We start from the raw sequence: 15,440 nt of genomic DNA, 5'->3' as shown, positions 1-15,440 counted from the left end.
CCATAAGTAAGCGTGGTGAATGCTGTGCAAGGCTCCAATCACGAAATCAAAAATGAACAGGAATACAGGCATGTCGATACAAGCTGTGCCGGGAATGAAGCCGAAGTGAACGGCTGGCCCGATGAAGAGAGGCTTCAGCAGATAATACATCCGAAGCGAAATTACCGTCAGAAGAATCGTATTTTGATGGCCGATCGTATCGGAGAAAGGCTGCAGCATCCTGAGCTGGCTAAAGTGTTCACAGACCTGAAGACCTATGGAGAGCTGGCGCTAAACGAACCGCTGCCACCTCTGACGTTTGCACTGTTTCGGCAGTTCAGTCAGACAGGAGAGCGCAAAGCTTACGAGAACGCATATTTTGATCGGCGCGGCAGACTGGCTGCTGTGGCGATGCTTGCTCTCGTTTCGGATGAACCTCGTGTGCTGCATACCCTTGAAGAGATGTTGTGGGCGGTATGTGATGAGTATACATGGTGTCTTACGGCACATCTCGGAAACGGTGAAGCAAGGCAGGTTGAAGGCAACATCGACCTTTTTGCCGCAGAGACCGTTCATATGCTCGCCGAGATTGCGGTTATTCACGGCAGGCATCTGGACCCTCTGGTGCTTGAGCGAATCCGTGTCGAGGCTGAACGTAGAATTTTCACCCCGCTGTACAGAGAAAAACGCGAGTATCACTGGCAGACGGCAGAGCACAACTGGTCAGCAGTCTGTGGAGGGTGCTGCGGGATGGCCGCTATGCTGCTGCTTGAGGATGAGGTGATGGTGCGAGAGTCCATCCGGCAGACGCTCGGCTGCATGAAGGCATTCCTGAGCGGCTATGGCGAGGATGGCGGCTGTGCGGAAGGAATCGGATATTGGGTCTACGGCTTCGGTTATTTTGTCTATTATGCCGAGATGTTACAGGACTACAGCGATGGAGCGTTGAATCTGCTGACAGGCTCGAAGATCGCTGCAATTGCGGCTTTTCCACTACGCATTCATTTGTCGGCAGGTATATTTGTCAACTATTCGGATAGTGCGGAGCGCGAAGAGATTCCAGCCGGGCTCCTGTCAGTGCTGGCCGCCAAATTTGAGCTGCCAGCGAATCTGCCCCTGTTCATCCCGCGGCTGACAGATGATCCTTGCCGCCGCTGGGCTCATCTGCTGCGGAACGTGATGTGGAGTGATCCGGCAGTGTATGCAGGTGTACAAGAAGGAGCCGGTGCGCATGCTCAGGCGAACGAAGGGTTTATTTTACATCAGCTGGGGTGGATGGTTGCCAAGAGTGTACTTCCTGTACCAAAGGTATCCCATGAAGCTGACAAGCTGCACGCAAAAGAAAAGCAGGTTCAAGCGGCATGTTCCTTCAAAGGCGGGCATAATGATGAGCCGCACAATCATAATGATCTGGGGCAATTCATTATTCATTGTGGCGGCGAAAATATAATATGTGACCCGGGAGCAGGATTGTATACTCAGGCATACTTTGCCCCCGGACGTGAGCAGATGTTTCATATCTCTTCCTCCGGGCATAATGTGCCGCTTATTGATGGATGCGAGCAAAGCTCTGGAAGGCAGGCTGAAGCTCATATGCTGAGGTTCAGGCTTGAGCCGGATGGAAGTAAACTTGAGGCAGCGCTGGACCTGACACTCGCTTATCCAGAGGCAGCGTCGCTCCGGCGATATACACGGGAACTGTGCTGGAGGATTGAGAAGCACGACGACTGGATTGGCGATTTTACCCGAAATGCCAGCAGAAGCAGCCGGGATGGGAACATGGACGAGCACAATCAGGTAGCGGTTTTACGGCTAACAGACACATTTCAATGGAAGGCGAGCACAGTGTCGGATGCTGTACAATATTCGGTTGATGAGTGCTCCCCCCGTCCTTCCCGTGTAGCTGAGCGCTGGATCAGCCGCATAAATCCTGTTCTAGAAAAAGAGGGCCGGCTTCTATGGCACGCAGCGCAAGCTAATGTATATATGGTCTATGATGCAGCCCGGTGGCATGTTGATACCGAACCTATACACACCTTGGATCATGATCACAACCCGGTTACATTTTATCGTACGTCTCTGGTATGGAAAGGGACAGCAGAAGCAGCAGGGGGAACCGGGAGAGTTACGGATCAGAGAAACAAGATGCATGTTATGGTTACTATGGAGAACAGAGAACCGACAGAACCTATGAAATCTTTCGGTTTCTTTGAAGCTGTAGAAACTCCAGCCAAAGAGGAAAGCAAAGAAACAGGTGAAGGAGCTGGAGAAGCTGCCAATATAATAGATACAGGTACAGGTGATATAGCTGGAGTAGTTTCACTGGAGATTGTTTGTCAGGTGAATTTTGTCATTGAGCCGCATAAGGCAGAAACCGAGGTGAGTGAAGGTGAGTAATTATACAGCTGCATCAGCTTATCCGTGGAAAAAAGCATTGGAGCAGTATCGTATGTTGGCAGCTGAAGCGGGCCCTGCACCTGCTGATGGCTGGAATCGGGAACGCAAGCTCGCCCTTGTACAACAAATTGTGTACGCTTACAAGAAAGCTCAGAATCATGATGGAGCTATTATTGATCCGTACTCGGGAGCAGAGAGGTACTATTCTACGCCTGCCTATGCCATGGCAGCAGCAGTTCTGGTGGATGCGGGGCAGCTCGAACTACTCGATTCCGCAGCGGCAGCTCTGTCACATAGCATCGATGCGGTGGTGAAAGGCAGTGCGCCCGACCATCACCCGGATTTCTATCCCGTGCTGATGATGCGGGCGTATATGCTGCTCAAGTCCCATCGGCCTGAGCAGGCGGCCATCTGGGCTGAGGCTCTGAGGACGATTGATCCCGAAGAAGATTATGTATTTACGATGAGCAAGATGAACAATGCCAATCGCATGATTAACTGGAATGCGATTATGATCTCGGGAGAATATTTAAGGTGGCGCGAACAGCTTGCGAGTGTCAATACAGCCTGGATGGATCGTTATCTGGAAGCCTATCACCTGCCGCGGTTTACTGCGCTCGGTTTGTATCAGGACGGACCACTGGATCGACCCAATAGTCCTTTTTCCTATGATATCGCTACCCGTTATCACCTTGGAGTAATGCTTGATGCCGGATATGAAGGGGCTGTTGCAGATGCGTTGCGAGGACGGCTGCGTGACGGTGCGTTCAGCTCCCTGCTCATGCTGTCTCCGCTCGGAGAGATTCCGCCGCGGGGACGCAGCTCGCAGCATCAATGGAATGAAGCGGCGGCAGCCTATGTCTGCTCGCTGCATGCTGCCCTGGCGAGTGAAGCTGGCGATTCAGTTATGGCAGGAGCGTTTACCCGGGCGGCCAATCGCTGTTTTGAAGCGGTGGAGCGCTGGCTCATGCCGGACGGGCGCCTGAAAATCGTACGTAATGAATATGCGCCAGAGCAGCGACACGGATACGAGATTTATACGAATCATACCTGCTACAACCTGTGGACGGCGGCGGCACTGGCTCATGCTTGTCTGCGTGATCCGGGTGAGAGCATCATTCCCGCGAATCTTCCTTCCGAGATCGGGAGCAGGGTGCTGCAGACGGATGGCTGGTTTGAAACGGTGCTGGCTTCCGTGCCAGGGCAGCAGATCGTATTGCACACCGCTCTGAATGATCCGTATACCATTCCTGGACTGGTACGAATACAACAGGCAGGTTTGCCCGGGTTAATCGGTCCGTCAGCAGCCGGTCATGCACAGGCAGGGTTTACGGAGTTTGCCGAGGGCGTTGTTCAGCCTTTGAGTTACTGCCCTGCATGGATGACACCCGATGGGGTCTGGCACAGCCTGGCCCAAGGCATACCGTCCGGCAGCGACTATGACCGCGATGCAGGAATAGACCCTGCCAGCGGCGGCGGTTCAGTAGTGTATGAGACAGAGGCTCCGATCGCGACAGCGGAGAATGAATCCGGGAACAAGCTGAATAAAGCAATGGCGGGAAACGGTGTGAAGGCAGTGGAGAGTACCGGGGAGAACGCTTTTCAGATCACCTGGAAGGGACCTTTCTGTGGAATAAGCGCTGTACGTGGCCGCTATGTCCAGCGAGCGGATGAACTTATCGTGACGTATGAGTTTGAAGGCAGGATTGAAGCGGCCGGAGCACTCATTCCGCTAATGTACAGCGATGGGCAGGAGCAGGCTGTCGTTACGCACACCGAGCGAAGCGTACGTACTGCGTATCGCGGCGCATACGTCGAATCTGAAGCGTGTAATCCGGGAGCGAACGTGATACTCGATCCGCAACCCGTTGCTTCACGCAACGGGCTGTTGAAACAGGCGCGGATGGAGGCTCACGGTGCACAGCAGCTGACCTTTACTGTTCGATTAGGACGCGTGTAACACGTAAAGAGTCTACTGAGATACAGAGTGCGGGGAAAGTGACAAAAAGGCGACATGTCGCCGATAGCGCTTGTTATGAAGCGGAGCACTGCGTGCTGGAGGTTGTTCTATGTAAACTTTAAAGGAGCAGGCAGAAGAAAACAGGGAAAATGGGGTCGAAAGCTTTCTGGAAGAAGACTGGGGACACAGCAACTGGAAGTGTGAAGTGGGCATACTCAGAAGCGGGAGGGGCAGTAATATGGACACATCAACATCGGTATCATGGGTAGAAGCAGCATGGAGACGGGCAGCTGACAAAACGGTTCGAAACGCCAAGCGAATTCAGGATACTTTCCCCCATACTTCACTGCAGGGGATGTACGATCAGAATGATCCCGATTGGTGGACAGCCGGTTTCTGGCCCGGCTTGTTATGGCTGGTGTACAGGGATGCTCCGCAGCATGAGTCGGCTGCGGAGCTGCGGCGCATTACCGAGAGCTGTGAGCAGCAGCTCGAAGGCTGTCTGCGTGATCCCGACCTGGTGGATCACGATCTGGGTTTTATCTGGCTGCTTAGCGGCGTAGCCAGCTATCGCGAGACAGGCAGTGCGGAGGGGCGACGCCGCGGCTTGCTTGCCGCGAATCTGCTCGCCGCCCGTTTTCATGTGCGCGGTGAGTTCATCCGCGCCTGGAACTTCAGCTCGTCAACGATGGATACGCGCGGCGTAGCCATCATTGACAGCATGATGAACCTGCCGCTGCTCTACTGGGCCTCCGAGCAGAGCGGCGATCCTCGCTTCCGATGGCTGGCGGAAGCGCATGCGGACACCGTCGCGCGTGAATTCGTGCGCGCCGACGGGTCCATCTGCCACGTGGTGGAGTTTGATCCACACACGGGGCAGAAGCTGCGGGAGCATGGCGGCCAAGGCCATGCTCCCGGGTCCGCCTGGGCGCGGGGCACCGCCTGGGCGCTGCACGGGTTTGCGCTGTCTTTCCGGTATACGGGCGAAGCCCGATATCTGGAGACAGCGGAGCGAGCGGCCGATTTCTTCCTCGCCATGCTTGGCGAAGACATCGTGCCGGTGTGGGATTTCCGCGCGCCAGCGGAGCACCGGGCGGCGTGGGATTCGTCCGCAGCGGCTATTGCCGCGAGCGGACTGCTTGAGCTCGCGAAGCTGTCGCCGCGCGGGCAAACTTACGCTGCCGCGGGAGAACGCATCGTCCGCGGCTTGTATGAGCACCACAGCTCCACCGAATTGTCGGCGGAGGAGGGGCTGATCCTTCGGGGTACGGTGCATTACCCCGAAGGACGGGGCATCAATGTGCCGATTATTTACGGCGATTATTTCTATATGGAAGCGCTGGCGAAGCTACGTGGAGCGACGGGTTTATTTTAACAGAGGTAAACAAAGGAGGACCTGAATGTCATTTCCGACACATATCGTTTCAGCAGGCGGAATTGTAGAAGACGGGCAGGGGAATATCCTGCTAGTCAAAGCCCATGATGATGGTTGGGTGTACCCTGGCGGGATCACTGAAGCTGGAGAGAACCTGATTGACGGTGTAATTCGTGAAATCAAGGAAGAGAGTGGAATTATTGCAACGGTTAGCCATTTAATCAGTGTTGTGTCGAATACAGGCATTCATAAGTGGTATGACGGTGTAACGGATGTCCCGACCAAAGTGATGTTTGATTTTGTGTGCAGAGCTGAAGGTGGAGAGTTGGCAACTTCGGATGAAACGAGCGAGTGCAGATGGGTCCCGAAGGGAGAGGTGCTGGATCTGATCATGTTACCTGCCATTCGTAAGCGTTACGAGGCTTATCTGAGCTTTAATGGCTACGTAAACTATATCGAATACACCACTGTGACCTCGACAGAGCTGGATGTGAAGCTCCAGAGACATGTATAGATATAAGGGGAATGATATGGTTAGTTGTTCATCCTGAATGTGTGTTAACCGCCCTTGGCAGGGCGGTTATATTTTGTTTTGCTAATTTTTGGCTGAAGTTACTTCGCACATGCCCGTTTTAGAATGACAAAGTCTGCCGAGGACTGCTCGGGATAGCGCTGACGGATAATCTCATGCACCTTGAACTCGGGATAATCAAACAGATAATGGAACAGGTTGCGGTCCTGAATCGTTCGTACTCCTGAATCACCCTGCTCCCTCAGTCTCGTATAGAGCACAACCCAGCGGGTAGAGGCATGGAGCACATCATGTAGCGTTTGGCGAAAATCTGTTTCATCCGTAATGTGATAGAGTACATCCAGACAAATGGTCAGATCCGCTTGCAGAAAACCGCGGTTGACCCATAGACCTGGTCTGTATACCATGAAGCTTTTGGAAGGATCATCAGCGTACATAGAGGCACAGTGCTCTACCGAGGATGAAGCCACATCCATACCGAGATATTCGACATAGTCCATATATTTCAATTGGTTTCCATCACCGCAGCCAAACTCAATAACGCGACGAATGCCCTCACACTGGATTAATGCATTAACAACCTCGGCTTTGAATTCAGCCAGCACTCCGTATGACCCCCTGCCGGATGTTTCACCTTTACGATAAGTCCGCTCCCAATAGTCGATGTAATCAAAGGATTGATTCAATCGGTATCCTCCCTTTTTATAGAAACGTACTCCAGTGTCCCTAAATCCAGATTATGCCCTGAGGATACGGTGGTGAATGAACCATGGTGCAATGCTGCATATATCCGCTCTGTTTGCAGCTTCCCCTATGCATAGTTAGATGATCGGTAACATGAATTCCCATATAATTACCTGAAAATTTCCTGAAAGTCTAAACATCTGGAAAGCCTTTGCCGACATTATATAGTAGAAATAAAATGATGAATATCGGAGGGAAATGATGTTAAAGCCAAGATTGACCAAGTACATGGTAATGATGCTGGTGTTGATGCTCACTATTTCCAACGTAGGCTTGGCCGCTGCGGCAGAGAAGGAACTGTCCAAAATTGTAGTTTCTAAAAATGAAATGTCGCTCGAAGTCGGCGATTCCGGGTCGGTGACGGTAACGGGGGTATATTCGGATAATACCTCAGCGAACGTTACGATCAGCTCATCCTGGACGAGCAGTGATACTTCGGTAGCAACTGCATATAATGGCTCGATTACAGCCAAAAAAGAAGGCACAGCAACAATTACAGTGGCGTATCAGGGCCAAACTCAGCCTGTTCAAATTAAAGTAACGAAGAAGGTTAAAGCTCTTTCGAAAAGTGTGCAAAATGTTGAGCTCCGCACAGGGGAAAGCAAAGACATCGTCTTGACTGCGACGTACAGCGATAATACAACGAACAACGAGGCAGCGAGCAGTGCCGAATGGTCGACAAGTGACGAGAAAGTTGCCACCGTTGTTAACGGTAAGGTTACTGGACAAAGCGCGGGAACGGCTGTCATTACTGCCAAACTGGGAAGCCAGAGCGTAACCTTGGACGTCAGCGTAGAAGTGGTTAAACGTGTAGACGTAGACAAGAAGCAGGTGAATCTGCTGCTCAACAAAAGCGAAGTTGTGAAATTGACGGCTACTTATCCAGACGGGACAACGAAAGATGTAACCGACCTGGCGGAATGGACGTCGAGCAATGAGAAGGTTGCAGATGTGCTGAAGGGCAATATTACAGGTTACTCGGCAGGCTCTGCTGTTATTACAGGGAAATATGGTACCAAGTCCGTATCAGTAGATGTGGATGTAGATCAGACGAGCAAGCTGAGCGTAGAGAAACAGAGTATTTTCTTCCGCTTGAGCGAGAGCAATAAAACAGCCAATGTTGTTGTGACGGCTTCATATCCAAACAGCAGTGATGTGAATGTAACCGATCAGGCGACATGGACCTCCAGCAACGAGAAGGTTGCGACGGTGTTCAAAGGTCAAATTACGGCAGTGAGCGCCGGATCAACGACGATCAAGGCAACCTATAGCGGTAAAACGGTGGAAGTCACCGTGGATGTTGACACCGCGAGATATCTGGATATCAAAGATGTGAATGATAAGCTCGCCATGAGTGTTACGGGCGACAACAGAACGAAAAAACTGACGGCGAATGCTGAATACATTGATGCGAGCAAGGAGGATGTTACGTCCAAGGCGACATGGACCTCGAGCGATGCAGAAATCGTATATGTGTCGGGTGGCGAACTGATTGCTTATAAATCAGGTACGGCTACGATTACAGCAGCATATGGCGGTAAAACGGTGAAATTCACAGTTAGCGTAGACGTTCCAGACAAGTATGAGATGGACAAAAAGAAAGCAACCGTAGCTGTAGGTGGAACCACTTCTGCCAAAGTGCTTGCACTGTATGGTGAGACCTCCAAGGATGTATCCGAGGATGCAACATGGAGCAGCAGCAGCGAGAAAATCGCTGAGGTAGACAGCAAAGGGGTTATTACAGGTGTAGCAACAGGGAAAGCGACGATTACGGCCAAAATTGAAGGTAAAACGTTGACACTCCCGGTTGAGGTGGGCATGGCAAGCGGTCTGGAGGCAGATGTAAACTTTGTTGTGCTTTCGGCAAAAGAAACTCAAACCGTTATTCTGACAGGTACAGATGGTGACGGTAATACAAAGGATGTCACAGCAGATGCGACCTGGAAATCCAGCAATGCCCGCGTAGCGGATGTAAAAAAAGGTGTGATCACAGGGAACAGCAGTGGTAAAGCCAACATTACAGCTGAATATGGCTCCCAAAAAGTTACGATTCAGGTTGAAGTAGATGTAATCTCACGAATCACAGCCTCTGAACCTGCACTTTCCCTCAAATCGGGCGATACGGTTGATCTGAAAGTAACGGCTACCCTGGGTGATGGCAGTGAACGTGATATTACGGACAAGGCCGAATGGAAAACGAACAGTTACAAGGTTGCTCAAGTGACCAAAGGTAAAGTAAAAGCATTAAATTCAGGGAAAGCCAAGATTACAGCGAAGTATGGCGGCAAAACGGTGACGATTGCGCTGGATGTAGATACACTGAAATATTTGCAGACCGACAAAGTCACATTGACGATGAAGGCTGGCGATAAAGCGACAGTTGTGGCTACAGCAACGTATGTGGATGGAAGTGAGGCTAATGTATCCAAGCCAGCACTTTGGACATCCTCCCGTATTGCGACTGCTTCCGTTAAAGATGGTGTGATTCAGGCGAATGGGAAAGGGAAAGCAACGATTACGGTTTCCTATGCAGGGGTAAAAACAAAGGTTACCGTAGTGGTTGAAGCGAAGTAACTTTGCCTTACAAATGTTATTATGTAAAGTCAAAAAAGGTGATATCCGCATTCGAGCGGATATCACCTTTTTGTATGATGCTGATGCATGTGACTTGTCTTTATCAAAATTAAATGAAGTGATGTATCCCTGTTACATCGTATGCGACAGCACCAAAGCACCATAGGCAAAAGCAATAAGAATAAGAATCGCAGGATGCAACTTGGTTTTGGTCATGACCCAAAGCGAGATGCCTGCAATAATTAGTGTTTGCCAGATACCAATGGAGTCTGTAGATACTTGGCCGAATTCCCAGGTGAGCAGAATCATAAGCACGGCAATGACGGGCTGTACAAGCAATGTCATGCCTTTGACTTTAGGCGAGGTGCGATGTTTGTTTAATAAACGCAATAATAAAATAAGTGCAGCTGCCGACGGTACAATCGTAGCAAAGCTGGCGATGAAGGCACCGAACCAGCCTGCGACATGGTATCCGACAAATGCAGCGATTTTGGTCGCAATCGGCCCGGGAAGTGCATTGCCGATCGCGAGGACGTCCCCGAACTGTTCCGTGGTCATCCAGTGGTAGTGATTCACAATCTCTTCCTGCATCAACGGAATGGAAGCGGGGCCACCGCCATATCCCAGAATGTTCGCTACGAAAAATCCCCAAAATAGTTCCCACCACGTCTGAAGCATCCTACGATACCTCCTTGTCAGAGTTACCTTTGGATTTCAAGCGCTGAACGAGACCAAAATGGAAGAAGCCATAGACCAGGAAAGCTGTAATGACCAATCCAGGGTGCACATTCAGCAACTGCAGCGCCGCAAAGGCAATTATGCCGAATGCAATAGCGAACCATTTGCCAAGCCCTTTCCAGGCTTTCATTGCAAATTCATAGGCCATCATGCCGAGCATCACAAAAATAACAGGTCGGACTGCGGCGACCATGCCCGCTACAATTTTGGATTCGCGCAGCGCGTACATCGAACCCAGCAGGGCAATAATCGCAATGCTTGTCGGCAAGATGTGAGCAAGTACGGCGACAATAGCGCCCAGCACACCTTTGGTTTTATACCCAAGATAAGCAGCCATCTTGGTAGCAATGGGGCCCGGCAGTGCGTTGGCAATCGCCAGAATCTCGCCGAATTCATCATCGCTGACCCATTCATAACGGGTAACGGCTTCATAACGGATGAGTGGAATAACTGAAGGGCCACCGCCATATCCCAAAATTCCGGTTCGCATCATGCCTGCCACGAGACCGTTGTAATCTTTCCAACTCATGCTGATATCCTCCTAGAGTCTCATGCCCATTCGGCTTTTGTACCGTTTCAAGAGCAGCTGTGATTCAACTTTGACGATGCCGGGCATCTGATAGAGCTTCTCCAGCAGGAACTGCTCCATCTCTTCCATATTTGCGAAAATACCGTGCATATGCAGAGTGCTTGGGCCTGTCATATGATAGAGGCTGGTGACGGCCGGCTCTTCATCCAGCATCTCCGCAACCTCGTCCAGAAAGCGCGGCTCTACATCCACATTAAAGAAGGCAGACACCTGAAGTCCGACTTTGCCAGGATTGATGACAACAGTGAAGCGTTCAATGATGCCTTTTTCCGACAATGCATTGATACGTGCCTGTACTGCGACGCGGGATAGACCGATCTGTGTACCGAGGTCGGTGTAGGAGATTCGGCTATTCTCATGCAGGGCGGCGATGATTTTACGATCCATCTCGTCCAGATTATACATCTGCGGAATTTCTCCGCCTTTGGAGGAACGTCGTTGTGACATATTTATGGAACCACCTTTTATATTTTCCTGTATGCAATAGCATTGCAGCATTCATAGTGTAATGACGAAACGTAATCGTAGTCAACCAATTTTATTGAAATTGTTGAAGATGCACGATATATTCCCTTCATTTTGTTGTGAGTGTGCTTGTTACTGCGAATTCAGGATTTTAGGTGATCCCAGTTTACAAACAGCTTTTCGCGATAAGTACAGTTAGAACCGGTTGTTTTGACATGATTTTTAATTAAGGATCTGTTTTTAAGTCTTTAATTAAATCAATCAATTCTTTTAATGTTCGATCTAGAATATCAAACTTCTCTTTGATACTGTCCATAAGATATTTTAGCAACATAAAAGTAATGACAATTGGAAATCCAAAATTGGGGATGAGTTGAATAAATGTATCGATATCCATATGTAATTCCTCCTCTCTTCTCATAAATATAGGAAAAAAACACGAGAATTTTACAACTTTTAACTGGAAGAAAAACGGAGTTTTTCATATAATTATATAAGAACAAATGTTCTTGTTTTTTGTTTTTTTGGTAGTAGAAGTGCTCTTCTTTTTACCTATATAGTGAGGTGATGTCTTTGGAGATAACGAAAGAAAGATGTAGATCTGAACTTCAGAAAATGGCCTGGAGAATGCAATACAGAGCAAAAGTAACTAGAAATAGAGAATTTGGAATGGTTTATGATTCAAGCACTATTAATTCTTTTGAGGATGATGCCGTATCCAGAATGTATGTCGAAGAGATATGTTCACTTATTCCATCAGATGTAGGGAAGAGAATCATTCATGATGTTTACCTTTGTGGTAAGTCAGAAAAAGAGATTTCAGCAGACCTACAAATTTCTCAACAAGGGGTAAATAAATGGAAAAGGAAAACATTGAATATTCTATTGAAGAAATTGAGTTCATGAATCTTGTAGAACAATTTAGAAATGGGGACGATTCATCTTTTATAGCTATACTGGGTCTTTTTGAAGAAGAGATGGAACAAATGGCTAAATATATACGTATGCCAAAAGAGGATGTTATGCAATCCTTACGACTAGGATTGTTAGAAATGTTAATTAGCCATTCAGCAGATAGTAAGTTATAGGGTGAGTGAAGGGAGGGTATGGTCGGTTTCAATAGTTTTACATAGATACAGTTAGTCATGATATTCTTTGTTTTAGTGACAACAGCAGCCTCTCTAGTCTTGTAATTTTACTTTTTCTAAACATGAGACACATTCATAAATCTCCCCATATGGTGGAGATTATTTTTGTTTGGATTGGTTTTATTGTCTTCTCTCTTCTGCTTCATAGCATAAAGCAAAAAATAAAAAGTTAAAGGTGTAACTTATTTGGGGATTTAGCGTTTATAATGATGAATGGGAGGGATTTCAAACATATGAAAAAAAAGATTTTTTTTTCAGTATTAACTACTGTTGCGGTGATGTCAGGAGTGCTAGGTTCAGCATACGCAGCAGGAATGATTAAATTGAATGTGAACGGAACCCAGTTGCAAACGGATGTAGCTCCGAAAATGGTGAACAACCGTGTCATGGTTCCGATCAGTTTTGTGTCGAAAGCGCTGGGTGCATCGGTCTCATGGAACGATAAAACCCAAACGGTTTCCATCAACACAACGGGCATCCCTTACGAAAATGTGTGGGATGAGAACATGAAGGATATTGGTCCCTTTGGATTAGCAGGTATTAATAATACAGTGCAAGTTTTCATGGCTGGAATGGATACGGGAATTGAAGATCTTCTAGAGAAATCGACGCTCAATATGGATGTGGATCGTTTGAAGCAAGATCACTTCTCTATGGGGCCAACGATGTTATCTACCAAGATTCTGGATATGAAAACTCTTAAAAAAAATGGTCAGACTCCGGAGTATTTAGTTAGAGTAGGTATTCAAGCAGGAGGAGATGAACTAAGAGTTGAGTATTGGGATCTAACTGTCAAACTGGCTCCATACGTGGATAATGGAACAACCGTCTCGACTGGAGGAAAGATGGAGTATGTAGTTACCAAACGGGAAGTTGTGAAATCTGTTCCAGTAAGTGTTCAACGTGTGTTTCCTGGGTTTACGTTAGAGTAAGAGTATACATAGGTATATACGTACGTGAAGGAAGATAGAAAGAAAACAAAGAGAGACGGTGGTTAACCACCGTCTCTCTTTGTGCAATCTTATAGGTTGAAATGCATCACATGTATTCTTTGTCTTGCTGAACATTTTTAGCGCAAAGCCTTATGCACGTGCAGTCTTGGGCAGCAGCAGCGTCACCGTGGTCCCTTCGCCGGCTTCTGACGATACACGCAGCGTGCCTCCGGCTCCACGCGCACGCTCCTCCATACTGAATAATCCAACTCCGTGCCCGGCATTATTTTTGTTGAATCCGGCACCTTGATCTTCAATAATGACGAGAGTAAGGTCTGCTGTATCCTCGACGGTGACACGTGCTTCCGATACATCAGCGTATTTGGCTATGTTCGTTAACGCCTCCTGAATAATACGGTAGATGGCAATCTCCTTGTTCATGTCCAGACGTTTGCGCAAGCTGCATTCAAGCTCAACCTCAATACCGTAATGACGGGTATAGTTCTCAATATAGGTTCGGATAGCAGGAACAACGCCCAGATCATCGAGCACAGATGGTCGCAGCTCCCAAGCCATGCCGCGCACATCCTCCATAATGCGGGTGACCTGCTGTCTTAATGCCTCCACCCCTGGATTGGCCTGATCGGCCAGCAGACGGTCCATCTGAATGACAAGGGAGAACAGGCTTTGGCCGATTCCGTCGTGAAGCTCCCGTGAGATGCGGCGGCGCTCTTCTTCCTGAATGTTCATGACCTGAGACATCATCTGCTGCAGCTCGGCCTCGACCTGCTTCAGCTTGGTGACCTCACTCCGTACAGCCAAGTATTGATAAGGTTCGCCGTCATTATCAATGAAAGGCACAATTGTCGTGTTTACCCAGTAGAAGCTGCCGTCTCTCGCCTTGTTTCGAATCTCGCCATGCCAGACCTTGCCCGAAGAGATAGTATCCCATAGCGTCTTCATAAAGGTTTTGCCGTGATACCCCGAGTTAATAATGCGATGGTCCTGACCAATCAGTTCCTCGCGGGTATATTGTGAAATCTCGCAAAATTTATCATTCACATACTGGATTTTACCTTTACGGTCGGTCAGCGCGACGATGGAGGACTCATCCAGTGCAAATTTCAGATCACTCAGCTGATGCAGCGAACCTTTTAATTTACTGCGAAACTCATTATCGGAGATGTGCTCGTCAATTTCGCTAAGCAGAAGCCGCACCGGCTGGTCGGCCAGTCCGCTGAGTCTGTTTTTGCGCGGTTTATTCAAAGTTTAACAGCCCCTTTTTCATCGCAAACTTCACAAGCTCTGGTCTTGTGCGCAGGCCAAGCTTTTCCATCAGATTGCTTTTGTGGGATTCAACGGTTTTGACACTAATCACCAGATGCTCGGCAATTTCCTTGTTGGCATACCCTTTGGCAATCCAGGCCAAAATTTCTTTCTCCCGATCCGAAAGGGTGTCGTATGGCCCGGCATTTTCCTGTTTGGCTTTGTCCAGATACTCACTCATCAAACGTTTGGTTGCACTCGGGTACAAGTAGGCGCTTCCGTCTGCTACAGAACGAATGGCAGCGAGCAATTCTTCGTGGGGCGCACTCTTGAGAATATATCCCGAAGCTCCTGCATGAATTGCGCGGAACAGATACTCCTCATCATCATGCATCGTTAGAATCAAAATGGCGATATCCGGCATTAATTTTTTCAACTCGGCTGTCGCGGTCAAGCCATCCTTGCCCGGGGGCATGCTGAAATCCATCAGGACAACATCCGGATTCAGCTCCTGTGCTTTGGCAATGGCTTCGTCACCATCCGCAGCGTCTCCAACAATATGTATATCGTTCTTGCCTTCAAGCAGGGCAATCAGCCCGGAGCGTACCACGACATGGTCATCTACAACTAATAGTCGAATCACAACTGTTTCCCCCTGTCCGCTTCCTTCATCTACATCTATCATACCAAAAAAAAGAGACGCTTCAGAGGTTAATCTCCGAAAAGTCTCCGCGTAATGTG

15 protein-coding genes are annotated in these 15,440 nt (G+C 48.8%); 8 read left to right on the top strand and 7 right to left on the bottom strand.

Annotated features, from left to right (window positions below; genetic code table 11):
- Window positions 1-12 precede the first annotated feature (12 nt).
- The 4 genes from ACQSGY_RS22700 (at window position 13) to ACQSGY_RS22685 (ending at window position 6,225) form a co-directional block, all read left to right on the top strand.
- A complete protein-coding gene (locus tag ACQSGY_RS22700) occupies window positions 13-2,376 on the top strand; it encodes a heparinase II/III domain-containing protein (protein WP_427180908.1) in 2,364 nt (787 codons plus the stop codon).
- Window positions 2,369-4,336, top strand: a complete 1,968-nt coding sequence (locus ACQSGY_RS22695) for a glycosyl hydrolase (protein WP_427180907.1) — start codon at window positions 2,369-2,371, stop codon at window positions 4,334-4,336. Before ACQSGY_RS22700 ends, ACQSGY_RS22695 begins: the two co-directional genes overlap by 8 nt.
- A 238-nt stretch (window positions 4,337-4,574) precedes the next feature.
- Entirely contained in the window at window positions 4,575-5,711 is a 1,137-nt protein-coding gene (locus tag ACQSGY_RS22690; protein WP_427180906.1) for a glycoside hydrolase family 88 protein, read from the top strand.
- A 25-nt stretch (window positions 5,712-5,736) separates the two neighbouring features.
- Window positions 5,737-6,225 carry an NUDIX hydrolase gene (locus tag ACQSGY_RS22685; protein WP_427180904.1) on the top strand — a complete coding sequence of 163 codons (489 nt, stop codon included), beginning with the start codon at window positions 5,737-5,739 and terminating at the stop codon, window positions 6,223-6,225.
- A gap of 98 nt (window positions 6,226-6,323) precedes the next feature.
- Here ACQSGY_RS22685 and ACQSGY_RS22680 read toward each other — a convergent pair whose 3' ends face one another.
- The gene (locus ACQSGY_RS22680; protein ID WP_427180902.1) at window positions 6,324-6,929 is read right to left on the bottom strand and encodes a hypothetical protein; all 606 of its coding nucleotides are present in this window, start codon (window positions 6,927-6,929) and stop codon (window positions 6,324-6,326) included.
- Between the two features lie 259 nt (window positions 6,930-7,188).
- On the opposite strand from ACQSGY_RS22680, the gene ACQSGY_RS22675 reads away from it, so the two are divergent.
- Window positions 7,189-9,561: an Ig-like domain-containing protein gene (locus ACQSGY_RS22675; RefSeq protein WP_427180901.1), complete on the top strand. Its 2,373-nt coding sequence runs from the start codon at window positions 7,189-7,191 to the stop codon at window positions 9,559-9,561.
- Window positions 9,562-9,693: 132 nt separating this feature from the next.
- Here ACQSGY_RS22675 and ACQSGY_RS22670 read toward each other — a convergent pair whose 3' ends face one another.
- From ACQSGY_RS22670 to ACQSGY_RS22655, 4 genes are all read right to left on the bottom strand, one after another.
- Window positions 9,694-10,239: a chromate transporter gene (locus ACQSGY_RS22670; RefSeq protein ID WP_188593682.1), complete on the bottom strand. Its 546-nt coding sequence runs from the start codon at window positions 10,237-10,239 to the stop codon at window positions 9,694-9,696.
- Window position 10,240: 1 nt separating this feature from the next.
- A complete protein-coding gene (locus tag ACQSGY_RS22665; protein WP_188593681.1) occupies window positions 10,241-10,828 on the bottom strand; it encodes a chromate transporter in 588 nt (195 codons plus the stop codon).
- 12 nt (window positions 10,829-10,840) lie between these two features.
- On the bottom strand, window positions 10,841-11,335 hold the full coding sequence (locus tag ACQSGY_RS22660; protein WP_145406387.1) for an Lrp/AsnC family transcriptional regulator: 495 nt from the start codon (window positions 11,333-11,335) through the stop codon (window positions 10,841-10,843).
- Window positions 11,336-11,579: 244 nt separating this feature from the next.
- Window positions 11,580-11,750: a hypothetical protein gene (locus ACQSGY_RS22655; RefSeq protein WP_188593680.1), complete on the bottom strand. Its 171-nt coding sequence runs from the start codon at window positions 11,748-11,750 to the stop codon at window positions 11,580-11,582.
- A 170-nt stretch (window positions 11,751-11,920) separates the two neighbouring features.
- On the opposite strand from ACQSGY_RS22655, the gene ACQSGY_RS22650 reads away from it, so the two are divergent.
- The 3 genes from ACQSGY_RS22650 (at window position 11,921) to ACQSGY_RS22640 (ending at window position 13,433) form a co-directional block, all read left to right on the top strand.
- Window positions 11,921-12,259 (top strand): hypothetical protein, encoded by a 339-nt coding sequence (locus tag ACQSGY_RS22650; RefSeq protein WP_427180898.1) that lies wholly within the window; start codon window positions 11,921-11,923, stop codon window positions 12,257-12,259.
- Entirely contained in the window at window positions 12,256-12,441 is a 186-nt protein-coding gene (locus ACQSGY_RS22645; protein ID WP_427180896.1) for a hypothetical protein, read from the top strand. Before ACQSGY_RS22650 ends, ACQSGY_RS22645 begins: the two co-directional genes overlap by 4 nt.
- Before the next feature lie 293 nt (window positions 12,442-12,734).
- Complete coding sequence (locus ACQSGY_RS22640; RefSeq protein WP_427180894.1) at window positions 12,735-13,433, top strand: copper amine oxidase N-terminal domain-containing protein; 699 nt, start codon at window positions 12,735-12,737, stop codon at window positions 13,431-13,433.
- A 150-nt stretch (window positions 13,434-13,583) separates the two neighbouring features.
- Here the strand turns inward: ACQSGY_RS22640 and ACQSGY_RS22635 are convergent, their stop codons facing one another.
- Together ACQSGY_RS22635 and ACQSGY_RS22630 are read right to left on the bottom strand one after the other, a co-directional pair.
- Window positions 13,584-14,699 carry a PAS domain-containing sensor histidine kinase gene (locus tag ACQSGY_RS22635; RefSeq protein ID WP_427180892.1) on the bottom strand — a complete coding sequence of 372 codons (1,116 nt, stop codon included), beginning with the start codon at window positions 14,697-14,699 and terminating at the stop codon, window positions 13,584-13,586.
- The gene (locus ACQSGY_RS22630; RefSeq protein WP_111272990.1) at window positions 14,692-15,342 is read right to left on the bottom strand and encodes a response regulator; all 651 of its coding nucleotides are present in this window, start codon (window positions 15,340-15,342) and stop codon (window positions 14,692-14,694) included. The genes ACQSGY_RS22635 and ACQSGY_RS22630 overlap by 8 nt, the downstream gene beginning before the upstream one ends.
- Window positions 15,343-15,440 lie beyond the last annotated feature (98 nt).

Origin of the sequence: Paenibacillus sp. TC-CSREp1 (genome assembly GCF_050171015.1) — a bacterium.
GTDB lineage: Bacteria > Bacillota > Bacilli > Paenibacillales > Paenibacillaceae > Paenibacillus > Paenibacillus silvae.
The sequence above is the reverse complement of the archived record's forward strand: the minus strand, read 5'-3'. Positions and strand labels throughout refer to the sequence as shown.

Excerpts from the sequence above, each read along its gene's own strand:
- ACQSGY_RS22690 (WP_427180906.1), top strand. The coding sequence starts at position 4,575 with ATGGACACATCAACATCGGTATCATGGGTAGAAGCAGCATGGAGACGG.
- ACQSGY_RS22685 (WP_427180904.1), top strand. The coding sequence starts at position 5,737 with ATGTCATTTCCGACACATATCGTTTCAGCAGGCGGAATTGTAGAAGAC.
- ACQSGY_RS22675 (WP_427180901.1), top strand. The coding sequence starts at position 7,189 with ATGTTAAAGCCAAGATTGACCAAGTACATGGTAATGATGCTGGTGTTG.
- ACQSGY_RS22670 (WP_188593682.1), bottom strand. The coding sequence starts at position 10,239 with ATGCTTCAGACGTGGTGGGAACTATTTTGGGGATTTTTCGTAGCGAAC.
- ACQSGY_RS22665 (WP_188593681.1), bottom strand. The coding sequence starts at position 10,828 with ATGAGTTGGAAAGATTACAACGGTCTCGTGGCAGGCATGATGCGAACC.
- ACQSGY_RS22660 (WP_145406387.1), bottom strand. The coding sequence starts at position 11,335 with ATGTCACAACGACGTTCCTCCAAAGGCGGAGAAATTCCGCAGATGTAT.
- ACQSGY_RS22655 (WP_188593680.1), bottom strand. The coding sequence starts at position 11,750 with ATGGATATCGATACATTTATTCAACTCATCCCCAATTTTGGATTTCCA.
- ACQSGY_RS22650 (WP_427180898.1), top strand. The coding sequence starts at position 11,921 with ATGTCTTTGGAGATAACGAAAGAAAGATGTAGATCTGAACTTCAGAAA.
- ACQSGY_RS22645 (WP_427180896.1), top strand. The coding sequence starts at position 12,256 with ATGAATCTTGTAGAACAATTTAGAAATGGGGACGATTCATCTTTTATA.
- ACQSGY_RS22640 (WP_427180894.1), top strand. The coding sequence starts at position 12,735 with ATGAAAAAAAAGATTTTTTTTTCAGTATTAACTACTGTTGCGGTGATG.